The following is a 17251-nucleotide window of genomic DNA, read 5'->3' on the forward strand; positions in this document are numbered from 1 at the left end:
CACGATCGAGCGTCCGGCCGGTTGTTTAAGCTCAACAGAAAGTTTTTGTGATACCACTTTCTGGCAACTCGCATGCAGCTTCTGCTTGGGTAAAGGGCTGTTGTGCGTGGTGCTGTAGTGGTAATTTTTCACACTACATCGGGGCTGTCAACACCGCTTAACCGCGACAAATGGCGTAAAAGCTAGGGTTGAATTGGGTTGTAAGTTTGGGTTTGGCTTTGAAAAAGATAAGGTAAAACCACTACGCATGACGAGCGGATAAATTTGCAACCGGTGCCTGCGATAAAACCAGTTGTCATGTGTGTTGATACCAGTTTGTTTACAAGGGTTTGGCCTGTAAGTGGTATCTTTTTGCTGCGAGCAAAAAACACAAAGGCAGCCACCGGGGCTGCCTTTGATTTTTCCGTCTTTGCGACGAAACTAGCTGCTGTGAGCAAGGTCACAGCTTGGTGCGGTATTTACGCCGCAAAGCGCTCCGCAACCACAGCCCAGTTCACCAGCTTCCAGAAGCCTTCCAGATAGTTTGGACGGCTATTGCGATAGTCGATGTAGTAGGCGTGTTCCCAAACGTCACAGGTCAGCAACGCAGTGTCCGCGGTGGTCAGTGGAGTGCCAGCGGCGCCAGTGTTAACGATATCAACGCTGCCATCGGCTTTTTTCACCAGCCAGGTCCAGCCTGAGCCGAAGTTGCCAGCGGCTGAAGCGTTGAAGGCTTTCTTGAATTCGTCAAACGAACCCCATTTGGCGTTGATGGCATCGGCCAAGGCGCCTGCAGGTGCGCGGTCTTCACCATTTGGGTTTGGTGCAAAGCCCAGCCAGAAGAAAGTGTGGTTCCAGGTTTGCGCGGCGTTGTTGTACAGGCCACCCGCTGGAGCGGTTTTAACGATCTCTTCCAGCGATTTGCTTTCGTTCTCGGTGCCTTTGATCAGGTTGTTCAGGTTGGTGATGTAAGTCTGGTGATGTTTGCCATAGTGGTAAGACAGGGTCTCGGCCGACATATAAGGAGCGAGGGCGTCTTGTGCGTATGGCAGTTCTGGTAGTTTGTGTTCCATGAGTGGATTCTCCGGTTGGGTGGTCATCTAGGCTGATATGGCGTTGTCGCAGTGTATTTCAAGTACTTGCATTGTATTTGGTGGCCATGGGGCACTATGGTATCGTGAAAGACGGTGTGTCGCATGGTGTGATGCAGGAAAAACCCAGTGCCAGCTTGCCTTGCCGGCTGGATCTGCGTGCTAGACCCGTGGTGATTTATGAGTATTCTGTCTTTGATTCTGGCGCTGGCGCTGGAGCAGTTGCGCCCGATCAGTAACCGTAATCCGATCTATCTATTATTTGTTCGCCTGGCCAACCAAATGGCGCGGGGGATGAATGCTGGCGAATATCGCAATGGGGTATATGCCTGGCTGCTAGCTGTGGCGCCATTGCTGGCCGGTGCGGTAGGGGGGTATTGGCTGCTGGCGCAGATTAATGTCTTTGCCGCCATGTGCTGGAATGTGGCCGTACTGTATTTGCTGATGGGGTTTCGCCAGTTTAGTTACGCGTTTACTGGGATCTCCAAAGCGCTGCAGCGCGATGATTTGCCAGCGGCTCGCGATTTGCTGGGTGGTTGGACCGGTCAATCGACCTCGGAACTCAGTGAGCCTGAAGTAGCGCGCCTCACCATCGAGCAAGGCGTGATTGATTCGCATCGGTACGTCTTTGGCACAATTTTCTGGTTTGTTTTGCTCGCAGGTGTGGCTGGCCCAGCGGGGGCCGTGTTGTATCGCGCCGCGAGTTTGTTGCAAGAGCGCTGGGGTGGGCATGGCGATGTGTTTGGCCGCTTTGCCGATACGGCCATGGAATGGATCGACTTTATCCCGGTGCGCTTGGCGGCGATCAGCTTTGCGATTGTGGGTAATTTTGAAGATGCGGTGTATTGCTGGCGCGAGCAGGCAGCGCAGTGGATGGATCAGGAGTACGGCATTTTGCTGGCTTCAGCGGCCGGCGCGCTGGGCGTTAAGCTGGGCGAGGCGCTTCATCAAGATCATACCGTGAAATTCAGGCCGGAACTTGGCGTGGGCGAAGTGGCTACGACGGATGATCTGGTGAGTGCGGTGGCGCTGGTGTGGCGCGCGGCGATCTTGTGGCTCGCCGTGATTTTGCTGTTCTCCATTGCCCAGTGGTTGTCTTAGGCGAGGTGAGTGATGGCTGAAATCCAGATTGGCACGCAAACCCTGCGCGTTAATAATATCTTTTGCGTGGCCCGCAATTACCATGCGCACGCCAAAGAGATGGGCTCGCAGATTGCTGCCGAACCCATGGTATTTATCAAACCCAATTCAGCGGTGTTGCAGCCCGGGCAGCCGATTGTGTTGCCGAGCTGGTCGGCGGATGTACACCATGAATTAGAGTTGGTGGTGGCGATTGGGCAGGGCGGCCAAAATATCTCGCCTGCGCAAGCGTTGGACCACGTTGCAGCTTATGCCTTGGGGCTGGATCTGACCGCTCGAGATGTGCAGGCCGCGGCCAAAAAAGCCGGCAATCCTTGGACTTTGGCCAAGGGCTTTGATGGTGCGGCGGTATTAACTGATTTTGTGCCGGCGGCGGGCATTGAGCCACAACAGCAAAGCTTTAGCTTGCAGATTAATGGCGAGCTGCGGCAGCTGGCACACACGCGAGACATGGCTTTTTCGGTGGCTGAGTTAATCAGCTGGCTCTCGCGCTACTTCACCTTGCAGCCTGGTGATTTAATTTACACCGGTACGCCCGAAGGTGTGGGGCCACTGCAGGCGGGTGATGAATTATTGCTGGCTTGGGATGGTGTTCTGCAATCCACTTGGAATGTGCAATAAAAAAGCCCCTTGCGGGGCTTTTTTATTGCGGTAATTGCCGGTGTGTTATTTTGCTTTGCGGCGACGTGCTGCCAGCAGACCTACCAGACCTAGACCCATCAGGGCATAGGTTTCTGGCTCTGGTACTGGGGCTACGTTAGCGCTGGCGAACAGGTCGTAATTGCCGCCGTTAGATCCTGTGCCGAAACCTGTTACGCGGAAAAAGTATTCGCCTGCACCTAGATTGAAGGTGTGTGCTTGATCATTAAGTGCAAAAGTTGCAAAAGTAGTGTTGGTGGCCTTGCCGATTACACTTACCAAGCCGTTTTGGATGTTAGTGATGGCTTTGCCTTTTGTCGTGAAAGTCTGGTTGTTGTTACCTTGACCTGTGGCATTACCAAAACCAGTTAACTTGAATGAGTAATCATTTGTGAATGCGCCCTTGGACACGGCGACGGCTTCAACATTTACCAGCTCTACAACGGCTGCAGAGGCTGAGAAGCTGATTGCTAAAAACGTTGATGCCAGAATTGATTTTACCAACATGTGTAAGTTATCTCTGTAGTGGAAGTAGTAAATTTATGTGTGTTTTCAATCGGTCAGAAATCAATCACATATGATGCTGGCAAATTTTACGTGGCGCTGACCGTCTTATCAAACAGGGTTTACTAATACTGACTGCCGTTCGTCGGTTTTGATGTAAAGAATGTATTGACGTTCACTGTGTGATTGAAATCGCCTTGAGGCTGGCCAAATCCCAGCGAGGTTGTACGCTGTAAGCTCCGGCGGTTTGTTGATGCTGCAGACGCTGAGCGCCGGCGTAGGCAATCATCGCGCCGTTGTCGGTGCAGAGCGCCAGGGGCGGGTAATACACGGTGTATTTGCGGCGGGCGGCCGCTTCGTCCAGCGCGGCGCGCAGTTGCCGGTTGGCGCCCACGCCGCCCGCAATGACCAATCGTTGCAGACCGGTTTGTTTGAGCGCGGCCAGTGATTTCTTGACTAGCACTTCAACAATGGCGGCCTGAAAAGCGGCGCAAATGTCAGCCTGGGTTTGGGTGTCTAGCTCGCTTTGCGCATTCACTAGATTTAATACGGCGGTTTTTAGTCCCGAAAAACTCATATCCAGATTGCCGGAGTGCAGCATGGGGCGTGGCAGGGTGAAGCGGTTCACATCCCCTTGCTCGGCTAGTTTGGAAAGCGCTGGGCCGCCAGGGTAGCCCAGGCCCAGTAGTTTGGCTGATTTATCAAACGCCTCGCCAGCGGCGTCATCCACCGTCTCGCCTAATAATTCATAGCGCCCAACGCCGTGTACTGCCATCAGCTGGGTGTGGCCACCCGATACCAGGAGCGCTACAAACGGGAAAGCCGGCGCGGGGTCGGCTAGGCAGGGGGATAATAAATGCCCTTCGAGGTGATGAACGGCAATAGTGGGTTTGTCGAGCGCAAAGGCCAGCGCATTGGCGACCGATGCTCCCACCAAAAGCGCGCCAGAAAGGCCGGGGCCGGCTGTGTAGGCGATGGCGTCGATGTGCTCTAGGCTGCGGACGGCCTCGGCCAGACAGGCGGTGGTCAGTGGTAGAACACGGCGAATATGGTCGCGCGACGCGAGTTCGGGTACTACGCCGCCGTATTCGCTGTGCATCGCCATTTGCGTATGGAGCTGATGGGCGAGCAAACCCGCTTCGGTGTCGTACAGGGCTACCCCGGTTTCGTCGCAGGAAGACTCGATTCCTAATACCAGCATGCTGTGCGCTCTTTGGCTTAAACAAGATAAGTTGCTATGGTAGCGGGCATGGGCGCAACAATAAAGTCTGTTGCTGCGAAACGGTTTTGACAGTGGGGTGGTTTTCAGGGATAATGCACCCCTTTACTAGATTTCCGGCCAGCTTCTGGCTTTTATTTACCACAGGATTCGATTAATGCCTTCAGTTCGCGTTAAAGAAAACGAACCGTTCGAAGTAGCGATGCGCCGCTTCAAGCGTGCTGTTGAAAAAACCGGTCTGCTCACCGAACTTCGTGCTCGCGAGTTCTACGAGAAGCCAACCGCTGAGCGCAAGCGCAAGCTCGCTGCTGCTGTTAAACGTCAGCACAAGCGTCTGCGCAGCCAGCAACTGCCAGCTAAACTCTACTAAGAGTTTCGACTGCCAGTCCGAAAAAGGTCGCCCTGCGCGACCTTTTTTATTTTCTATTCGCGCAGTAGTATGAGCTTTTCCCCGTTGCTGCCGTTGATCTGGAGTTTGCCATGAGCCTGAAAGAACAAATCACTGCCGATATGAAAACCGCCATGAAGGAAAAGCAGGCTGACCGTCTGGCCACCATTCGGCTGTTGATGGCTGCCATGAAACAGCGTGAGGTGGATGAGCGTATTGAGCTGAGCGATGCCGACATCACGGCCATCATCGAAAAAATGCTCAAACAGCGCAAAGACAGTATCAGCCAGTTTGAGGCAGCGGGGCGGAAAGATCTGGCGGATAAAGAAAAGGCCGAAATGCTGGTGCTGGCCGACTATATGCCGCAGCCATTCAGTGCCGAAGAAATCGCTGCTGCGATCGACGCGGCCGTGGCCGAGCATGGGGCAACCCCTGCAAGCATGGGCAAAATCATGGCCACACTCAAGCCGCAACTGGCTGGGCGCGCCGATTTGGCTGAGGTGAGTAAGCTGATTAAAGCGCGCCTGGGTTAAGTCGCGACAATGGCGCGAATTCCTGAGGATTTTATTCAGGATTTGCTCAACCGCGTGGACATTGTCGACGTGGTGGAGCGCTATTTGCCGCTAAAAAAAGCGGGCCAGAATTACATGGCCTGCTGTCCGTTTCACAAAGAAAAATCTCCTTCGTTTACGGTGAGCCCCACCAAGCAGTTTTATCACTGCTTCGGCTGCGGCGCGCATGGCTCGGCGCTGAGCTTTGTGATGGAACATCAGGCGCTGAGCTTTCCGGATGCGGTGCGGCAGTTGGCCGAATCGGTGGGCATGACGGTGCCGAGCGAAGACAGGCCGCCTAGCCCGGCGCAGCAAAAAGCGCCCGGGATTTTTGATGTCTTAAAAACCGCCTTCGATTTTTACCGTGCGCAGCTCAAAACCTCGCCAGCAGCGATTGAATATTTCAAAAAACGTGGTGTGGCCGGTAAAACCGCGGCGCGATTTGGTTTGGGTTTTGCGCCAGGCGGGGAAGATTGGCAGCCTTTAAAAGCGGCATTTCCGGATTACGACTGGAATGCTCTGCTGGCTGAGGCCGGCTTGGTGATCGACAAAGAAGAGACCAAGCGTCGCTATGATCGCTTCCGTGATCGGGTGATGTTTCCGATTATGAATCAGCGTAGCCAAATCATTGGTTTTGGCGGCCGGATTATGGGGCAGGGCGAGCCTAAATACCTGAATTCGCCCGAAACGCCGGTGTTTGAAAAGGGCCGTGAGCTATATGGCTTGCCGCAAGCGCGGGCGGCGATCCGCGATCGCGGGCGGGTGCTGGTATGCGAAGGCTATATGGATGTGGTGATGCTGCATCAGCATGGTGTGGAATACGCGGTGGCCTCGCTCGGTACTGCCTGCACGCCGGAGCATATTCGCAAATTGCTCAAGCTGGCGGATGAAGTGGTGTTTGGCTTTGATGGCGATAAAGCAGGCCGTCGCGCCGCATGGCGGGCGCTGGAAAACAGCTTGCCCGAAGTGCGCGATGGCAAAGAGCTACGGTTTTTGTTTTTGCCGGCCGAGCACGATCCGGATTCGTATGTGCAGGAATTTGGGCAGGCGCGCTTTGAGCAGTTGATCACCCAAGAGGCGCTGCCACTCTCGCAGTATTTGCTCAAAGAGCTGTCGGCGCAGGTGGAGCTCACGATGGAAGAGGGGCGAGCCAAGTTGTTGCGCTTGGCGCAGCCCTATCTTGAACAGCTGAATCTCGCCCCGATCTTGAAATTAATGCTGAGCAAGCGCTTGGCCGAGCTGTGCCAGCTCACCATGGACGAGATGAGCCAGGTTTTATCTGGGGTATCTTCGTCTAGGCAAGCTAATGAAATGCCTGTGGCGCAATACTCGGGTGGTGTATATGCCGAGGCTGCATCCGGCTACGCGCCGGCGGCGCCATTCGAGCGCAATCGCGGATGGCGCAGTGCGCGAGCGGGTCGGGATGGGCGTGACAGTGGCTGGACGCCACGTAGTGGCAAAGGGCAGTGGCGCAATGGCCGTTTTGGCGATCGCGAGCAACGCCCGCCCAGTCTGCCGCCACGACCCAAACAAGACCCCTTGTTGCGGGTGTTGCAACTTGCGGTGCAGCGCCCGGAGCTAGTCGCGGGGAGTGACGCGCTGGAGCTGGCATGGGGCCTGGAAGGGCAGGTGGGGCTAGTGCGTGAAGTGCTGCAATATATTCGCAATCAGGCTGACATAAGCTCGACGGCTTTGCTGGAACATTGGCGCGGCGCGCCGATTTATCCGCGTTTGCAACAAGTGCAGCGCGATTCGCAGGGCATGTTTGATAAATTTGCCCACGATGAGCTGCAGGCAGAATTTTGTGACAGTTTGCACAATGCCGCCCAAACCCAGCGGCGGGGTTCTACACTGGATCGAAAGGCCGAGCTGGAATACCGCGATGCACACGGTGGGTTAACCGACGCCGAACGTGCCGAGTATCTGGCGTTATTGTTGAAAAAATAAGCCCTTAGCCCCATTAAAACACAGTGGCTTGGGGATAGTAACCATGGTAGCAGGGGCGACAGCCCCCCCAAACTCTGGTATAATTTTCGGTTTTGCTAGACACATCAAGTAGAGTCATGGCAGCAGATAAAAAACACGACAAAGAAAATCCTGAATTGAGCGGCAAGGAAGCGGTTGAGAAACTCGACCCTGAAGCGCGCAAAGCGAAATTCAAATCCCTGATCGTTCTCGGCAAGGAGCGCGGCTACCTGACGTACGCCGAGATCAACGATCACTTGCCAGAAGACATGCTGGATGCCGAACAGATCGAAGGCATCATCAGCATGATCTCCAACATGGGCATTCAGGTCTACGATGAGGCGCCAGATGCCGAAGACCTGCTGATGTCGGATGCGCCTGCTGCAGTGGCTGATGAAGATGCCGCCGAAGAAGCAGAGGCCGCGCTGTCATCGGTAGATGCCGAATTTGGCCGTACCACCGACCCTGTGCGCATGTATATGCGCGAAATGGGTACCGTGGAACTCTTGACCCGTGAAGGCGAAATTGAAATCGCCAAGCGGATCGAAGACGGCCTGCGCCACATGATTACCGCTATTTCCGCTTGCCCAACCACGATTGGCCAGATCATTGATCTGGTTGATCAAGGTTTGAGCGATGAAATCCGCATCGATGATGTGATTGATGGTTTTATCGACCCGAACGCGGTGGAAGAAGAAGAGCAAGAGCCTGATCTGCCCGATCCAGATGCCATCGAAGAAGGCGATGAAGAAGACGAGGAAGAAGACGACGATGGCGATAGCGCTGCTGCTGCATCAAGCGCCAACCTTGAGCTTCTGAAAGAGCAGGCGCGCGAGCGTTTCCTGCTGATTCGTGATCTGTACGACAAAATGCTGCAAGCGCTGGCGAGCGGTGGTACAGCCAATCCAGCCTACCAGCAACACCAGCAAGCCATTGCGGATGAATTCCAGACCATCCGTTTCTCGGCCCGCCAAGTTGAGTCACTGTGCGATGTGATGCGCTCGATGGTGGATGACATCCGTACACACGAACGCCAGATCATGGATCTGTGTACGCGTCGGGTTGGTATGCCGCGTGATCATTTCATTAAAGTATTCCCGGGTCGGGAAACAGATATGGAATGGGTGAACGAAGAAGTCTCGGCCGAGCATTCGTATTCGGGCGTGATGTTCCGTTACAAGCACGCGATCATGGAAAAGCAGCAAAAGCTCAACGAACTGCAAGAGCAATCAAAAATCAGTATTAAAGAGCTGAAAGAGATTTCTCGGCAGATGAGCACCGGCGAAGCCAAGGCCCGCCGTGCTAAGCGTGAAATGATCGAAGCCAACTTGCGTCTGGTGATTTCGATTGCCAAGAAATACACCAACCGCGGTCTGCAATTCCTGGATTTGATTCAGGAAGGCAATATCGGCTTGATGAAAGCGGTGGATAAATTCGAATATCGCCGTGGATACAAGTTCTCGACTTATGCCACCTGGTGGATTCGTCAGGCGATCACCCGCTCGATTGCCGATCAGGCGCGCACGATCCGGATTCCGGTGCATATGATCGAAACGATCAACAAGATGAACCGCATTCAGCGGCAAATCTTGCAGGAAACTGGCTTGGAAGCCACGCCGGAAGAATTGGCGATCCGCATGGAAATGCCGGAAGACAAGATTCGCAAAATCTTGAAAATCGCCAAAGAGCCGATTTCGATGGAAACTCCAATCGGTGATGACGATGACTCGCACTTGGGCGACTTTATCGAAGACCAGAACAATATGGCGCCGGCTGATGCCGCTGTCTATGCCGGTCTGCGTGAGGCTACCCGCGAAGTGCTCGATACCCTGACACCACGCGAAGCCAAAGTGCTGCGCATGCGTTTTGGTATCGATATGAGCACCGATCACACGCTGGAAGAGGTGGGCAAGCAGTTTGACGTAACACGTGAACGGATTCGTCAGATTGAAGCCAAGGCGCTGCGTAAGTTGCGCCACCCAACTCGTTCAGAAAGATTGAAGAGTTTTATTGAAAACGCCGCCAGCGACCAGTAAAATGCTCACCTTTCGGGCCTTTAGCTCAGTCGGTTAGAGCAGAGGACTCATAATCCTTTGGTCGCGGGTTCGAGCCCCGCAGGGCCTACCAAAGAAATCAAGGGCTTAGCTTCGGCTAAGCCCTTTTTTTTTCGCTCTCAGGCTACTCCCCAATCTGTAAGTGGATACAAGTGTCTAACTTGATGAAGATCTGTTATGAGGAGGTGAGTTTTTGCTAGTGCAAATATGCTTCGCATGGCACGAGGATTTGCGAAGCTGCAGAAGATGACCTTCAAAAATAATGGCGCCAAGGGCGCCATTATTTTTGGATCTCATTTAGCTGGAAGGACAACTACCGGGCTGAATTTGCACTTGGGTCATGCCATTGCTTTGTGTAATGCTGAAATGGTTATCACCATTAAAATTAATCGTCGGGCTTAGCTCAGTTGGAATTTGGGCTTTATTGCCTGCATTAATGCGTAGCCAGGTATCTGGCACTTGATAGCGATTTGCTGTCACCGCCTTAATATAAACCGGTAAACGGATAGCTGGATCGCCGCTGCTATTGCCGTTGAGCCCCGTGAGCGCCATGCTTTCGCGTTGGCCATTGGGCGAGTGGTATTGGCTGAAATAATCTAACGGCGAAATAGTGTTGAGTTGGCAAACATACACGCGCAGCTCAAGCAGATCATTCTCTTTGACTTCTTTTGTGGTGCCATTGATTAGTAATTGCCAGCTATTTTTGGGCGAAGGGCTGGGGCTCGGGATTGGGCCAATACTGATACCGCCACCACCGCAGGCACTGAGGGTGGCGATGGCAAGGGCGCTGAGCGCCAGCGATTTGAGTTTGAACATCGTGTTTTTCCAGAGCTGGGGCGTTAGCCCCTAGGTTTTATGTCATCAGCGTAGGGGCGGATTCTAGGGTGATTGCTTGGGCGGTTCGTAGCAAAATTAACTCTAAAAGCACCAAGCAATACGCTTGACGAGGCTCTGGAAGGCGGGGGCGATGGCCCTGTGGCAAGTTCTAGCCTAGGGCCATCGATATTGATGGTTTTAAGCGGCTGGTGTTCTAAAACAATTAAGTTGGTAAGGTTGCGTTGACTACAGTGTTGATTTGTATTGGATTATAAAATAACAAAATTAAGGTGAAGTCTGTAAGAGTCCTATTTTAATAGGGGGATTGCTTTAATATTTACGACAAAGTTTGTCGAGTGCAACTTCTAGTGCAATTTATCCACCCAAACATATCGCAGGTAGCCACTCAGCTTACCAATTTAGCTACAGCCAAAGTTGGATTGCAGTTCACTTAGATGTACGGGGTTAAAATATGCGACAGGCCGCAGTCGGCCAGGAGCGGTATTTGAGCACGACTGATAAGCAGTCCTTCAGCTGGCAGCTTGGCTCCGAAACCTGCCGTAGGGGTAATTCCGGCTCGTCGAGCACAGTGGACCTTGCTACTCAGGCGAGGGTTGGGCGACAATTCGTCGGTTAGCCATCACTTCCAGTTGATAGCGCTCAATTCCGAGGTGCGGAGCGGTACTACCTATATTTTGCCGTCGGTATCAAGTGTGTTAGATAAACGATATTTAGCCTTTACATAAAGTCGGTGCATGTGCAATAAGGTTATGCGACTGAGCTAAGAGGGTGTCCTCTAAACCCAAGGCAATTCAAATAATAAAGAAGGCACTCATCTCAAATATTATGAGAAACGAACGAGTTAAGGGCTCAGCCACCACCTTTGCGGGTTACCGATTTCAGTCGCTTTTTGGCGTCAAGGTGCTGGCGGACTGGTTGAGCTCGCCCTCGCTGCTAACTCGTGTCCGTTTCGAGTGCGACGACAAGGCCATCGGCCCTCAGGGGCTGGACGACATTGTTGCTGAGAGAGCCGATGGACGCTTCGACTATCTGCAGGTCAAGTACACCCCGCCCGAAGCCGCCAACGGATGTCTTCTCACCTGGGATTGGTTGCTCAAACCCGACTCCGCTGCCAAGACCCCTAAGTCATTCATTCAGAAGTGGGCAAAGGCACTATCGGCCATCCCTGCAGAGCGACAGGGAACAGTGGCACTGGTTACGAACCGTACGCCGGACCGGGACATTGAAAGCAGTCTCGATGGAATGCATCTCAACTTCGAGCGTGCTCCGAGTTCCGTTCAGGCTCAACTGGTGCAGCAGTTTGGGTCTGCCGACGCAGCTCAGGGCTTCCTTCGCACGCTGGAGGTCCGGCACAGCGAGCAGAGTTTTATCCGCTTAGAGGCTGCTGTGATGGCGCAGCTCAGTTCGATGGGATATTCGATGGACGGCATAAACCGTCTGCTGATGCGAGCTCCCGACTGGGCTTGCTTCAAGGAAAGCCCCCCGCCTGATGGCTGGATAACGCTCGATGTAGTCAGGGGTGAGCTGTCACTCGCGAAGCCATCTCCGATACCGCAAGATTTCCTCGTGCCGGAAGGCTATGAACCGCCAAATCTGTCGTTTCATGAAGCAATCATGGCTGACATTTCCGCGAGCAAGGGTGGAGTCCTAACACTCTACGGTCCCCCTGGTCGTGGCAAGAGTACGTATATCAGCTACCTTGCTGAGCAGCTAACTGCAAAAAAAGTTCCTGTAATTCGCCACCACTACTTCCTTTCTCTGGAGGACCGCAGTGGAGACCGGCTCACACCAGCCCAAGTTGGTCGGTCTCTCCTGAGCCAAATTAGCTTCGTAGCACGCGGAAGACTGGCGGGAAATGTTGACACGGACAGGAGTGAAGGACTGTACCGAACACTCAAGGAATGTGGCGCAGCATGGGCCGCTGACGGGATGCCTTTCGTTGTCATCATGGATGGACTGGACCATGTGTGGCGTGACAATGGGAAAGATGTGCGTCCGCTCGATGAGCTGTTTCAGCAACTGTTGCCATTACCCCCGAACGTATTCCTCCTCGTCGGAACTCAGCCGGTAGCTGATAAGCAACTGCCGGACCCATTGGTGCGGGCGTCTCCGCGCAATAGCTGGCGAGAACTACCCACTATGTCTGGTGATGCGGTTCATGGCTACGTGATGAAACAAGTCCGTGGAGGACGGTGGAAGCTTCGGTCATCGATAGAAGAGTCAGAGTTGGCGAGGTGTGCTTCGGCCTTGTACGAACGCACCCATGGCCATCCATTGCATGTTGTTTACTCGGTCGAAGAACTTTTGAGTCGTACGCCGCATCCCTCGGAGTATGACATTCGGGAGTTGCCCGAGTGCCCAGGCGATGACATTCGGAACTACTACCGAGCGCTTTGGCAAAAGCTCTCCTACGCACAACGCGATGTATTGCATCTGCTGAGTGCTTTCAACTTCCGTTGGCCCGCACAAGCATTTCAAGATATGTCTTTGGGCAAGGACCCCGGACTGCTCACACTTGAGGGGGTGCGGCACCTTCTGTTTGAAACCGGCCTCGGTTTGCAACCGTTCCATGAAAGCCTAGTCGTCTTCATCAAGGAAGAGGAGGAGCACGCTAGGCAGGTTTTAGTTCTGTTGCCACGCGCAGAAGAATGGCTGCGCACCCGCGCTCCGAAACGGCTGCAAAACACTTGGCACTGGCTGGTCCTAGCGAGGCTCGGAAACTCGCAACCCTTGCGAAATGGTCTGACACGGGATTGGGTGCTCGACCGTCTTGTTGAGGGCTACGCCATCACCTCGCTGACCCGGATGCTCACGGTTGCGGAAGAAGCTGCTTTTGCGGAACGCAACTACGGTGAGGCCTATCGGCACAGAGCTCTAAAAACAAGGCTGCTGAATGGCCCAGAGTTCCAAGTTGACTACGCTCCGCGCCTTCTTCGGGCTGCCTGGACCGTCTCCTCTGATGCAACGCTAATCCAAGATGCGTTTGTCGCTCGAAATCAGCTCGACACCTCGGCCTTGCCTTGGCTCGCACTCTCGCTCCAAGAACGCGGGGACGAGGCTCGCGCTAGAGATACAGGGCGATACGCAATTGACCGATGGAACAGTGAGCTGCGTCTAAACCCGCGATACGGCAACAAGGAGTCGGTTGTAGCTCGACTGCAACTTAGCCATGCAGCGATAAAGTCGGGCGTGTCGCGTAACCCGAAGGTGCTGGCCACAGAATTCACCCACATGCCTAGCTGGGGCGCTGCTCGACTGGCGGACCATCTGAGAGAAGGTGCGAATCTCCCACTGATAGTTGAGACGTGGCGTGAATCGAAAGTCCCCAACGTGCGGCGGATGCTCGAAGACCTCTCGTGTGAAATTGCTTTGCACACGGGGGCGGACATCACGGCCTGGGAGGAGTTTACTGAGTTTCGCCACAGCTCGTTCGCGTCAATTGTCGGCGCACTAAAAGGAGCGCCGTTTAGCTCCTTATCAATTGCTCCAGCTTCATCCGATGTCTACCGCAGCACAGACATGGACACCCGGCGTCACATGCTTTACCAGTTGGTACGTGACTGGTTCCTGCGCTCTCTCTCCCTGCAACTCCACACCGACGGTGATTTCTGCTGGCCGGAGGCGCCAGAGTTCGGGGACCATGCAAATCTGACGGAGTACCTTGAGGCACTGGAAAGATTCACTATAGAGGTCGCAGCAGCTTTCCGTTCCGGCGCGCCCGTTCCATTTGAAGCGATATTCGACCATTTCAATGAAGTGCCTGAGCCGACGAGCCTCAGCTACCAGCAACAGGATGCTCTTAGTGATTTCCGTCGAGCGCTTTTGCGCGTTGCGTTGGATGTGCACCTGCTGAGTATCCTTGTAGGCGGGGCGCACATCATCGAGGCTCACTCTTGGAGTGCTGCGGAGAAATCGCCATGGCTGCACGCTGGGGCATTCCCCACGTTCGCATTGTCGTATGGCCTGCGGGTTTTTTCTAACGAGCTGATTCTGTCTGTCGTGGCCAGGCGAGCGCAACTGGCAGTTTCTGAATTGCAGGAGACCTGCACGATTGCGCAGGACCTGCTGGATTTGTGCGAGCTCCTGATTCTGTACGGCGAGATAGACACCGCACGGTATTTATGTCGTCAAGCCTGGGATGTCACCATCGGCTATGGGCACAGGAAGGACCCTGCGCTCGACGAGGTCCTGTCCGCGTTGGAACATCTTGTGGACGCAGACCCTGGCAACGTGAGACTGCTGCTGTCGCGCGTAGCGCCGCAGGTAGCGAGCGTCACTCAATATACCGACGGAAGCGGAACCAGACACATCCCAGTCAGTGCCGCCGCTCTCTTGGCCAAGCTCGACCGCCCTGCTTTGGCAAAGCAGTATGCCGAGCTCGTGGTCAATGGCGACTGGTACTACGCTGAAGCGAGCATGCGTCAGCTGCTGGAGTCGAGCGGCGAAGCTACCGACCAACTACTTGCACTGGCTAATACAGGGCTTTCTGAAGAGGAATGCCAACGAAGCAACGATGCTGAGTCCCCTGTCGGCAAGGTCACGAGCGCCGCAATGCAGCAACAGGGTGCATCCGTGAGCGCACCTGTGCAGACTTCGGACGCATCTTCGGAGGAGGCCGGGCGAGATGCGATGGACTTCGCCGCCTACCCCCCAAGTGCGTTTACCAAGCTTCTTGCAGATATGCAGCCGATGCTCAGCAGCCAAGCAGACATCTTGTGTGACTGGTTCAGATATTGGAAAGCAAAGGGAAAGGCATCGACATTGGCGAAGTACGTCAGCGCTGCAGTGCTAGCGGAAACCGACCGCCATAGCCGTTTGCGCCATTTGCTCGATGAGCTACTGGATACCTGCGCAGAGCTTGAGGGCGCTAGCGAGCGGACGTTCTCGGTGGCGGTCAAAGCTCAGATGGACAATGGAGGATGGTTCGGTTACTTTTTTGAAAACTCGGAGGCAACAAAGAAGCGGCTCACGACAGTGGCCCATTTATTTGCACACCGAGCAGACGAGTTCATCGTAAAGTCGGCGAAGAACTGGCTGACAACGGCAGGCAATCCTAGCGAGTTGCTTATTCCCGGCGAGATGATGGTATTCTTCTTGGTCAAGCTTGGTCGCCTAGCGGAAGCCAATGCGTTTGCACAATGCATGGCGGATGCCGTTATTGCGGACACAAGTGCGCTTGTCCTGCCAAAACCGAGGTGGGCATGAGCTCGGCCGAAACCGTGAGTCCCGAACTCGCAGCGCTCGTCGCTCGGATGCGCTGGCCGGTGCCGGCGGTCAAGTGGTGGGTCATGCAGGAACTGGCACTGCTTCTTACTAGCCCAGCAATGCGCGCGACCACAGAGGACGCGTTGCTACACGAACTTGCATGCTCTCGCTTTGAGACAGAAACAGTGGAGATTCTGTTCGTATTCTGGCTCGCCAACCTCCGCGAGCAGTCGTATGTTTGTCCACAAAACGTCGGTTGTCGTGTGGCTGCACGTTCCCCGTTATCAGACTTGCTTCTTCGCAGTATCTGTCCGACGAGCGCCGATTTGGGAGCCTACCTTTCTCCGCTCACGAAACACCCCAGCGGTAGCTCGCCAACATCTGATTTTCTTGCTGCGGAAACACAGGCATTTCCACGTGTACTCCGGTCCGACTTGCGATTCATTGAGGAGCGAACAGGATTACCTCTGCAGACTCAGTTTGCATACGAGTGGCAGGCCAGCCTCGCTCGCGTTGCCGACCACAGTCACCGCATTGACCACTTTCTGGAGTCGCCTCGAGACCAGTACACGGGCCAGTTTTACACGGAGCAAAGTGCAAGAGCTCGGTCGGCGTTTCTCCGCACCTTAGCGGTGGCGGGTGAGTTCGGTGGTATTCCGTCACAGGTTCTTGAACTGTTTTCTCTGTCGACCTTGCCGCTGGACCCTTGTCTGGCTTGGCTTCAACCCCGGCTGCCAGTAGAGGGCCTCAAACTAAGTAATCCAGAGACTCCTGCTGTCGATGTCGAAGAGCACGTGCGCTCGGTGTTGTCATCCGTAAGCAAGGCAGGACTTGTTGGAGCCATTTCTTGGAGCGCGGAGTTTGCCGAGAACGTGCGACTAGATGCAACGGCTACGCTTTGGACTGGTCCTGATTTGCCTTGGCCAGAGTCATTGCCTCTATCGGAGCTGGTAGAGCCTTACGTCGGGATGCTCATGGGAGAGGGGCTGTCCCCGGCAGGAACGTGCGAACGAAGCAAGTCCGGCGCTCAAAGCGCCGTACCTGAGGGCTTTCGCCCGCTTGCGGGGCGCGTCAACCCAAGGCGCTTCGGCTATATGCAGGCTGAGCTCATCAACCGCGGTATCTTTGCGCCAACCTCAGCCGGTAGTGCATCTCCTGTGAAGTTGGTGCCATCGGGAGACAGGTTGAAATACGTTCGGGAGGATGCCGACCTTGCCCAGTTCGGATACTGGAACACGTCGTGGCGTCCGAGCTACCCACTCGGGGGCAAGCCAAGGTGCGGAACCTACTTGCTATTGCTTCAAGCCCCCGTCGAACCGATGCGGATTTACGTTTGGCGCTGCACCCGCTTCGCGGCCAAGCAGGGCTATGGCGCGATGGATAAATCGGAGAGCTTTGGAACCATCGCCCTTGCCGACGTGAGCGGTGAAAACGATGGATGAAGCCTAAGGATTAGCGACGTGAATCATCCCGACTTTCGCTGACACATCCGAGGTCTACTTTACTGCTCTAAGCAGACGGGGTTTTCAACGGGGTTGAGTGTCCGTAACGGTCGAGGAGTTCGTGTTCAGCAAATGCCTTGAATGCCTGCTGCCCTCAGTCAGCTGACTTTGCTACCAATGGAAGGCCAAGGTCCGTATTGGGTTGGGTTGAGCCACTCAAGCTCAGCTACAGCACAA

The 17251-nt window shown here is 54.5% G+C and carries 11 protein-coding genes, 1 tRNA gene and 1 pseudogene; 9 read left to right on the forward strand and 4 right to left on the reverse strand.

What is annotated here, in order from left to right; genetic code table 11:
• Positions 1-458: 458 nt before the first annotated feature.
• Positions 459-1052 (reverse strand): superoxide dismutase, encoded by a 594-nt coding sequence (locus tag QV747_RS08070; RefSeq protein ID WP_273432147.1) that lies wholly within the window; start codon positions 1050-1052, stop codon positions 459-461.
• Between the two features lie 198 nt (positions 1053-1250).
• Here QV747_RS08070 and QV747_RS08075 point away from each other — a divergent pair, with 198 nt between their 5' ends.
• Positions 1251-2171: a CobD/CbiB family protein gene (locus QV747_RS08075; protein WP_028449260.1), complete on the forward strand. Its 921-nt coding sequence runs from the start codon at positions 1251-1253 to the stop codon at positions 2169-2171.
• 12 nt (positions 2172-2183) lie between these two features.
• Positions 2184-2831, forward strand: a complete 648-nt coding sequence (locus QV747_RS08080) for a fumarylacetoacetate hydrolase family protein (protein WP_273432145.1) — start codon at positions 2184-2186, stop codon at positions 2829-2831.
• A 45-nt stretch (positions 2832-2876) separates the two neighbouring features.
• Here the strand turns inward: QV747_RS08080 and QV747_RS08085 are convergent.
• Positions 2877-3311 (reverse strand): annotated as a pseudogene (locus QV747_RS08085) (FxDxF family PEP-CTERM protein); the annotation flags it as partial.
• 217 nt (positions 3312-3528) lie between these two features.
• Positions 3529-4554 carry a tRNA (adenosine(37)-N6)-threonylcarbamoyltransferase complex transferase subunit TsaD gene (tsaD, locus tag QV747_RS08090; protein WP_273432141.1) on the reverse strand — a complete coding sequence of 342 codons (1026 nt, stop codon included), beginning with the start codon at positions 4552-4554 and terminating at the stop codon, positions 3529-3531.
• A gap of 175 nt (positions 4555-4729) precedes the next feature.
• Between tsaD and rpsU the strand changes: the two genes are divergently transcribed.
• The 5 genes from rpsU to QV747_RS08115 all read left to right on the forward strand — a co-directional run bounded on the left by rpsU (position 4730) and on the right by QV747_RS08115 (position 9603).
• The gene (gene rpsU, locus QV747_RS08095) at positions 4730-4942 is read left to right on the forward strand and encodes a 30S ribosomal protein S21 (protein WP_028449263.1); all 213 of its coding nucleotides are present in this window, start codon (positions 4730-4732) and stop codon (positions 4940-4942) included.
• Between the two features lie 110 nt (positions 4943-5052).
• Entirely contained in the window at positions 5053-5493 is a 441-nt protein-coding gene (locus QV747_RS08100; protein WP_273432138.1) for a GatB/YqeY domain-containing protein, read from the forward strand.
• A 9-nt stretch (positions 5494-5502) separates the two neighbouring features.
• Complete coding sequence (dnaG, locus tag QV747_RS08105; protein WP_273432136.1) at positions 5503-7458, forward strand: DNA primase; 1956 nt, start codon at positions 5503-5505, stop codon at positions 7456-7458.
• A 116-nt stretch (positions 7459-7574) separates the two neighbouring features.
• On the forward strand, positions 7575-9512 hold the full coding sequence (gene rpoD, locus QV747_RS08110) for an RNA polymerase sigma factor RpoD (RefSeq protein WP_028449266.1): 1938 nt from the start codon (positions 7575-7577) through the stop codon (positions 9510-9512).
• A gap of 14 nt (positions 9513-9526) precedes the next feature.
• Positions 9527-9603 (forward strand) — tRNA-Ile (locus QV747_RS08115).
• Positions 9604-9827: 224 nt separating this feature from the next.
• Here the strand turns inward: QV747_RS08115 and QV747_RS08120 are convergent.
• Positions 9828-10346, reverse strand: a complete 519-nt coding sequence (locus tag QV747_RS08120) for a hypothetical protein (protein WP_273432134.1) — start codon at positions 10344-10346, stop codon at positions 9828-9830.
• Between the two features lie 789 nt (positions 10347-11135).
• On the opposite strand from QV747_RS08120, the gene QV747_RS08125 reads away from it, so the two are divergent.
• Positions 11136-15572 (forward strand): ATP-binding protein, encoded by a 4437-nt coding sequence (locus QV747_RS08125; protein WP_273432132.1) that lies wholly within the window; start codon positions 11136-11138, stop codon positions 15570-15572.
• Positions 15569-17014, forward strand: coding sequence for a hypothetical protein (locus tag QV747_RS08130; protein WP_273432130.1), 1446 nt, complete (start codon positions 15569-15571; stop codon positions 17012-17014). The genes QV747_RS08125 and QV747_RS08130 overlap by 4 nt, the downstream gene beginning before the upstream one ends.
• Positions 17015-17251: the final 237 nt, after the last annotated feature.

The organism is uncultured Chitinibacter sp., assembly GCF_945957625.1.
Taxonomy (GTDB): Bacteria; Pseudomonadota; Gammaproteobacteria; order Burkholderiales; family Chitinibacteraceae; genus Chitinibacter; species Chitinibacter tainanensis.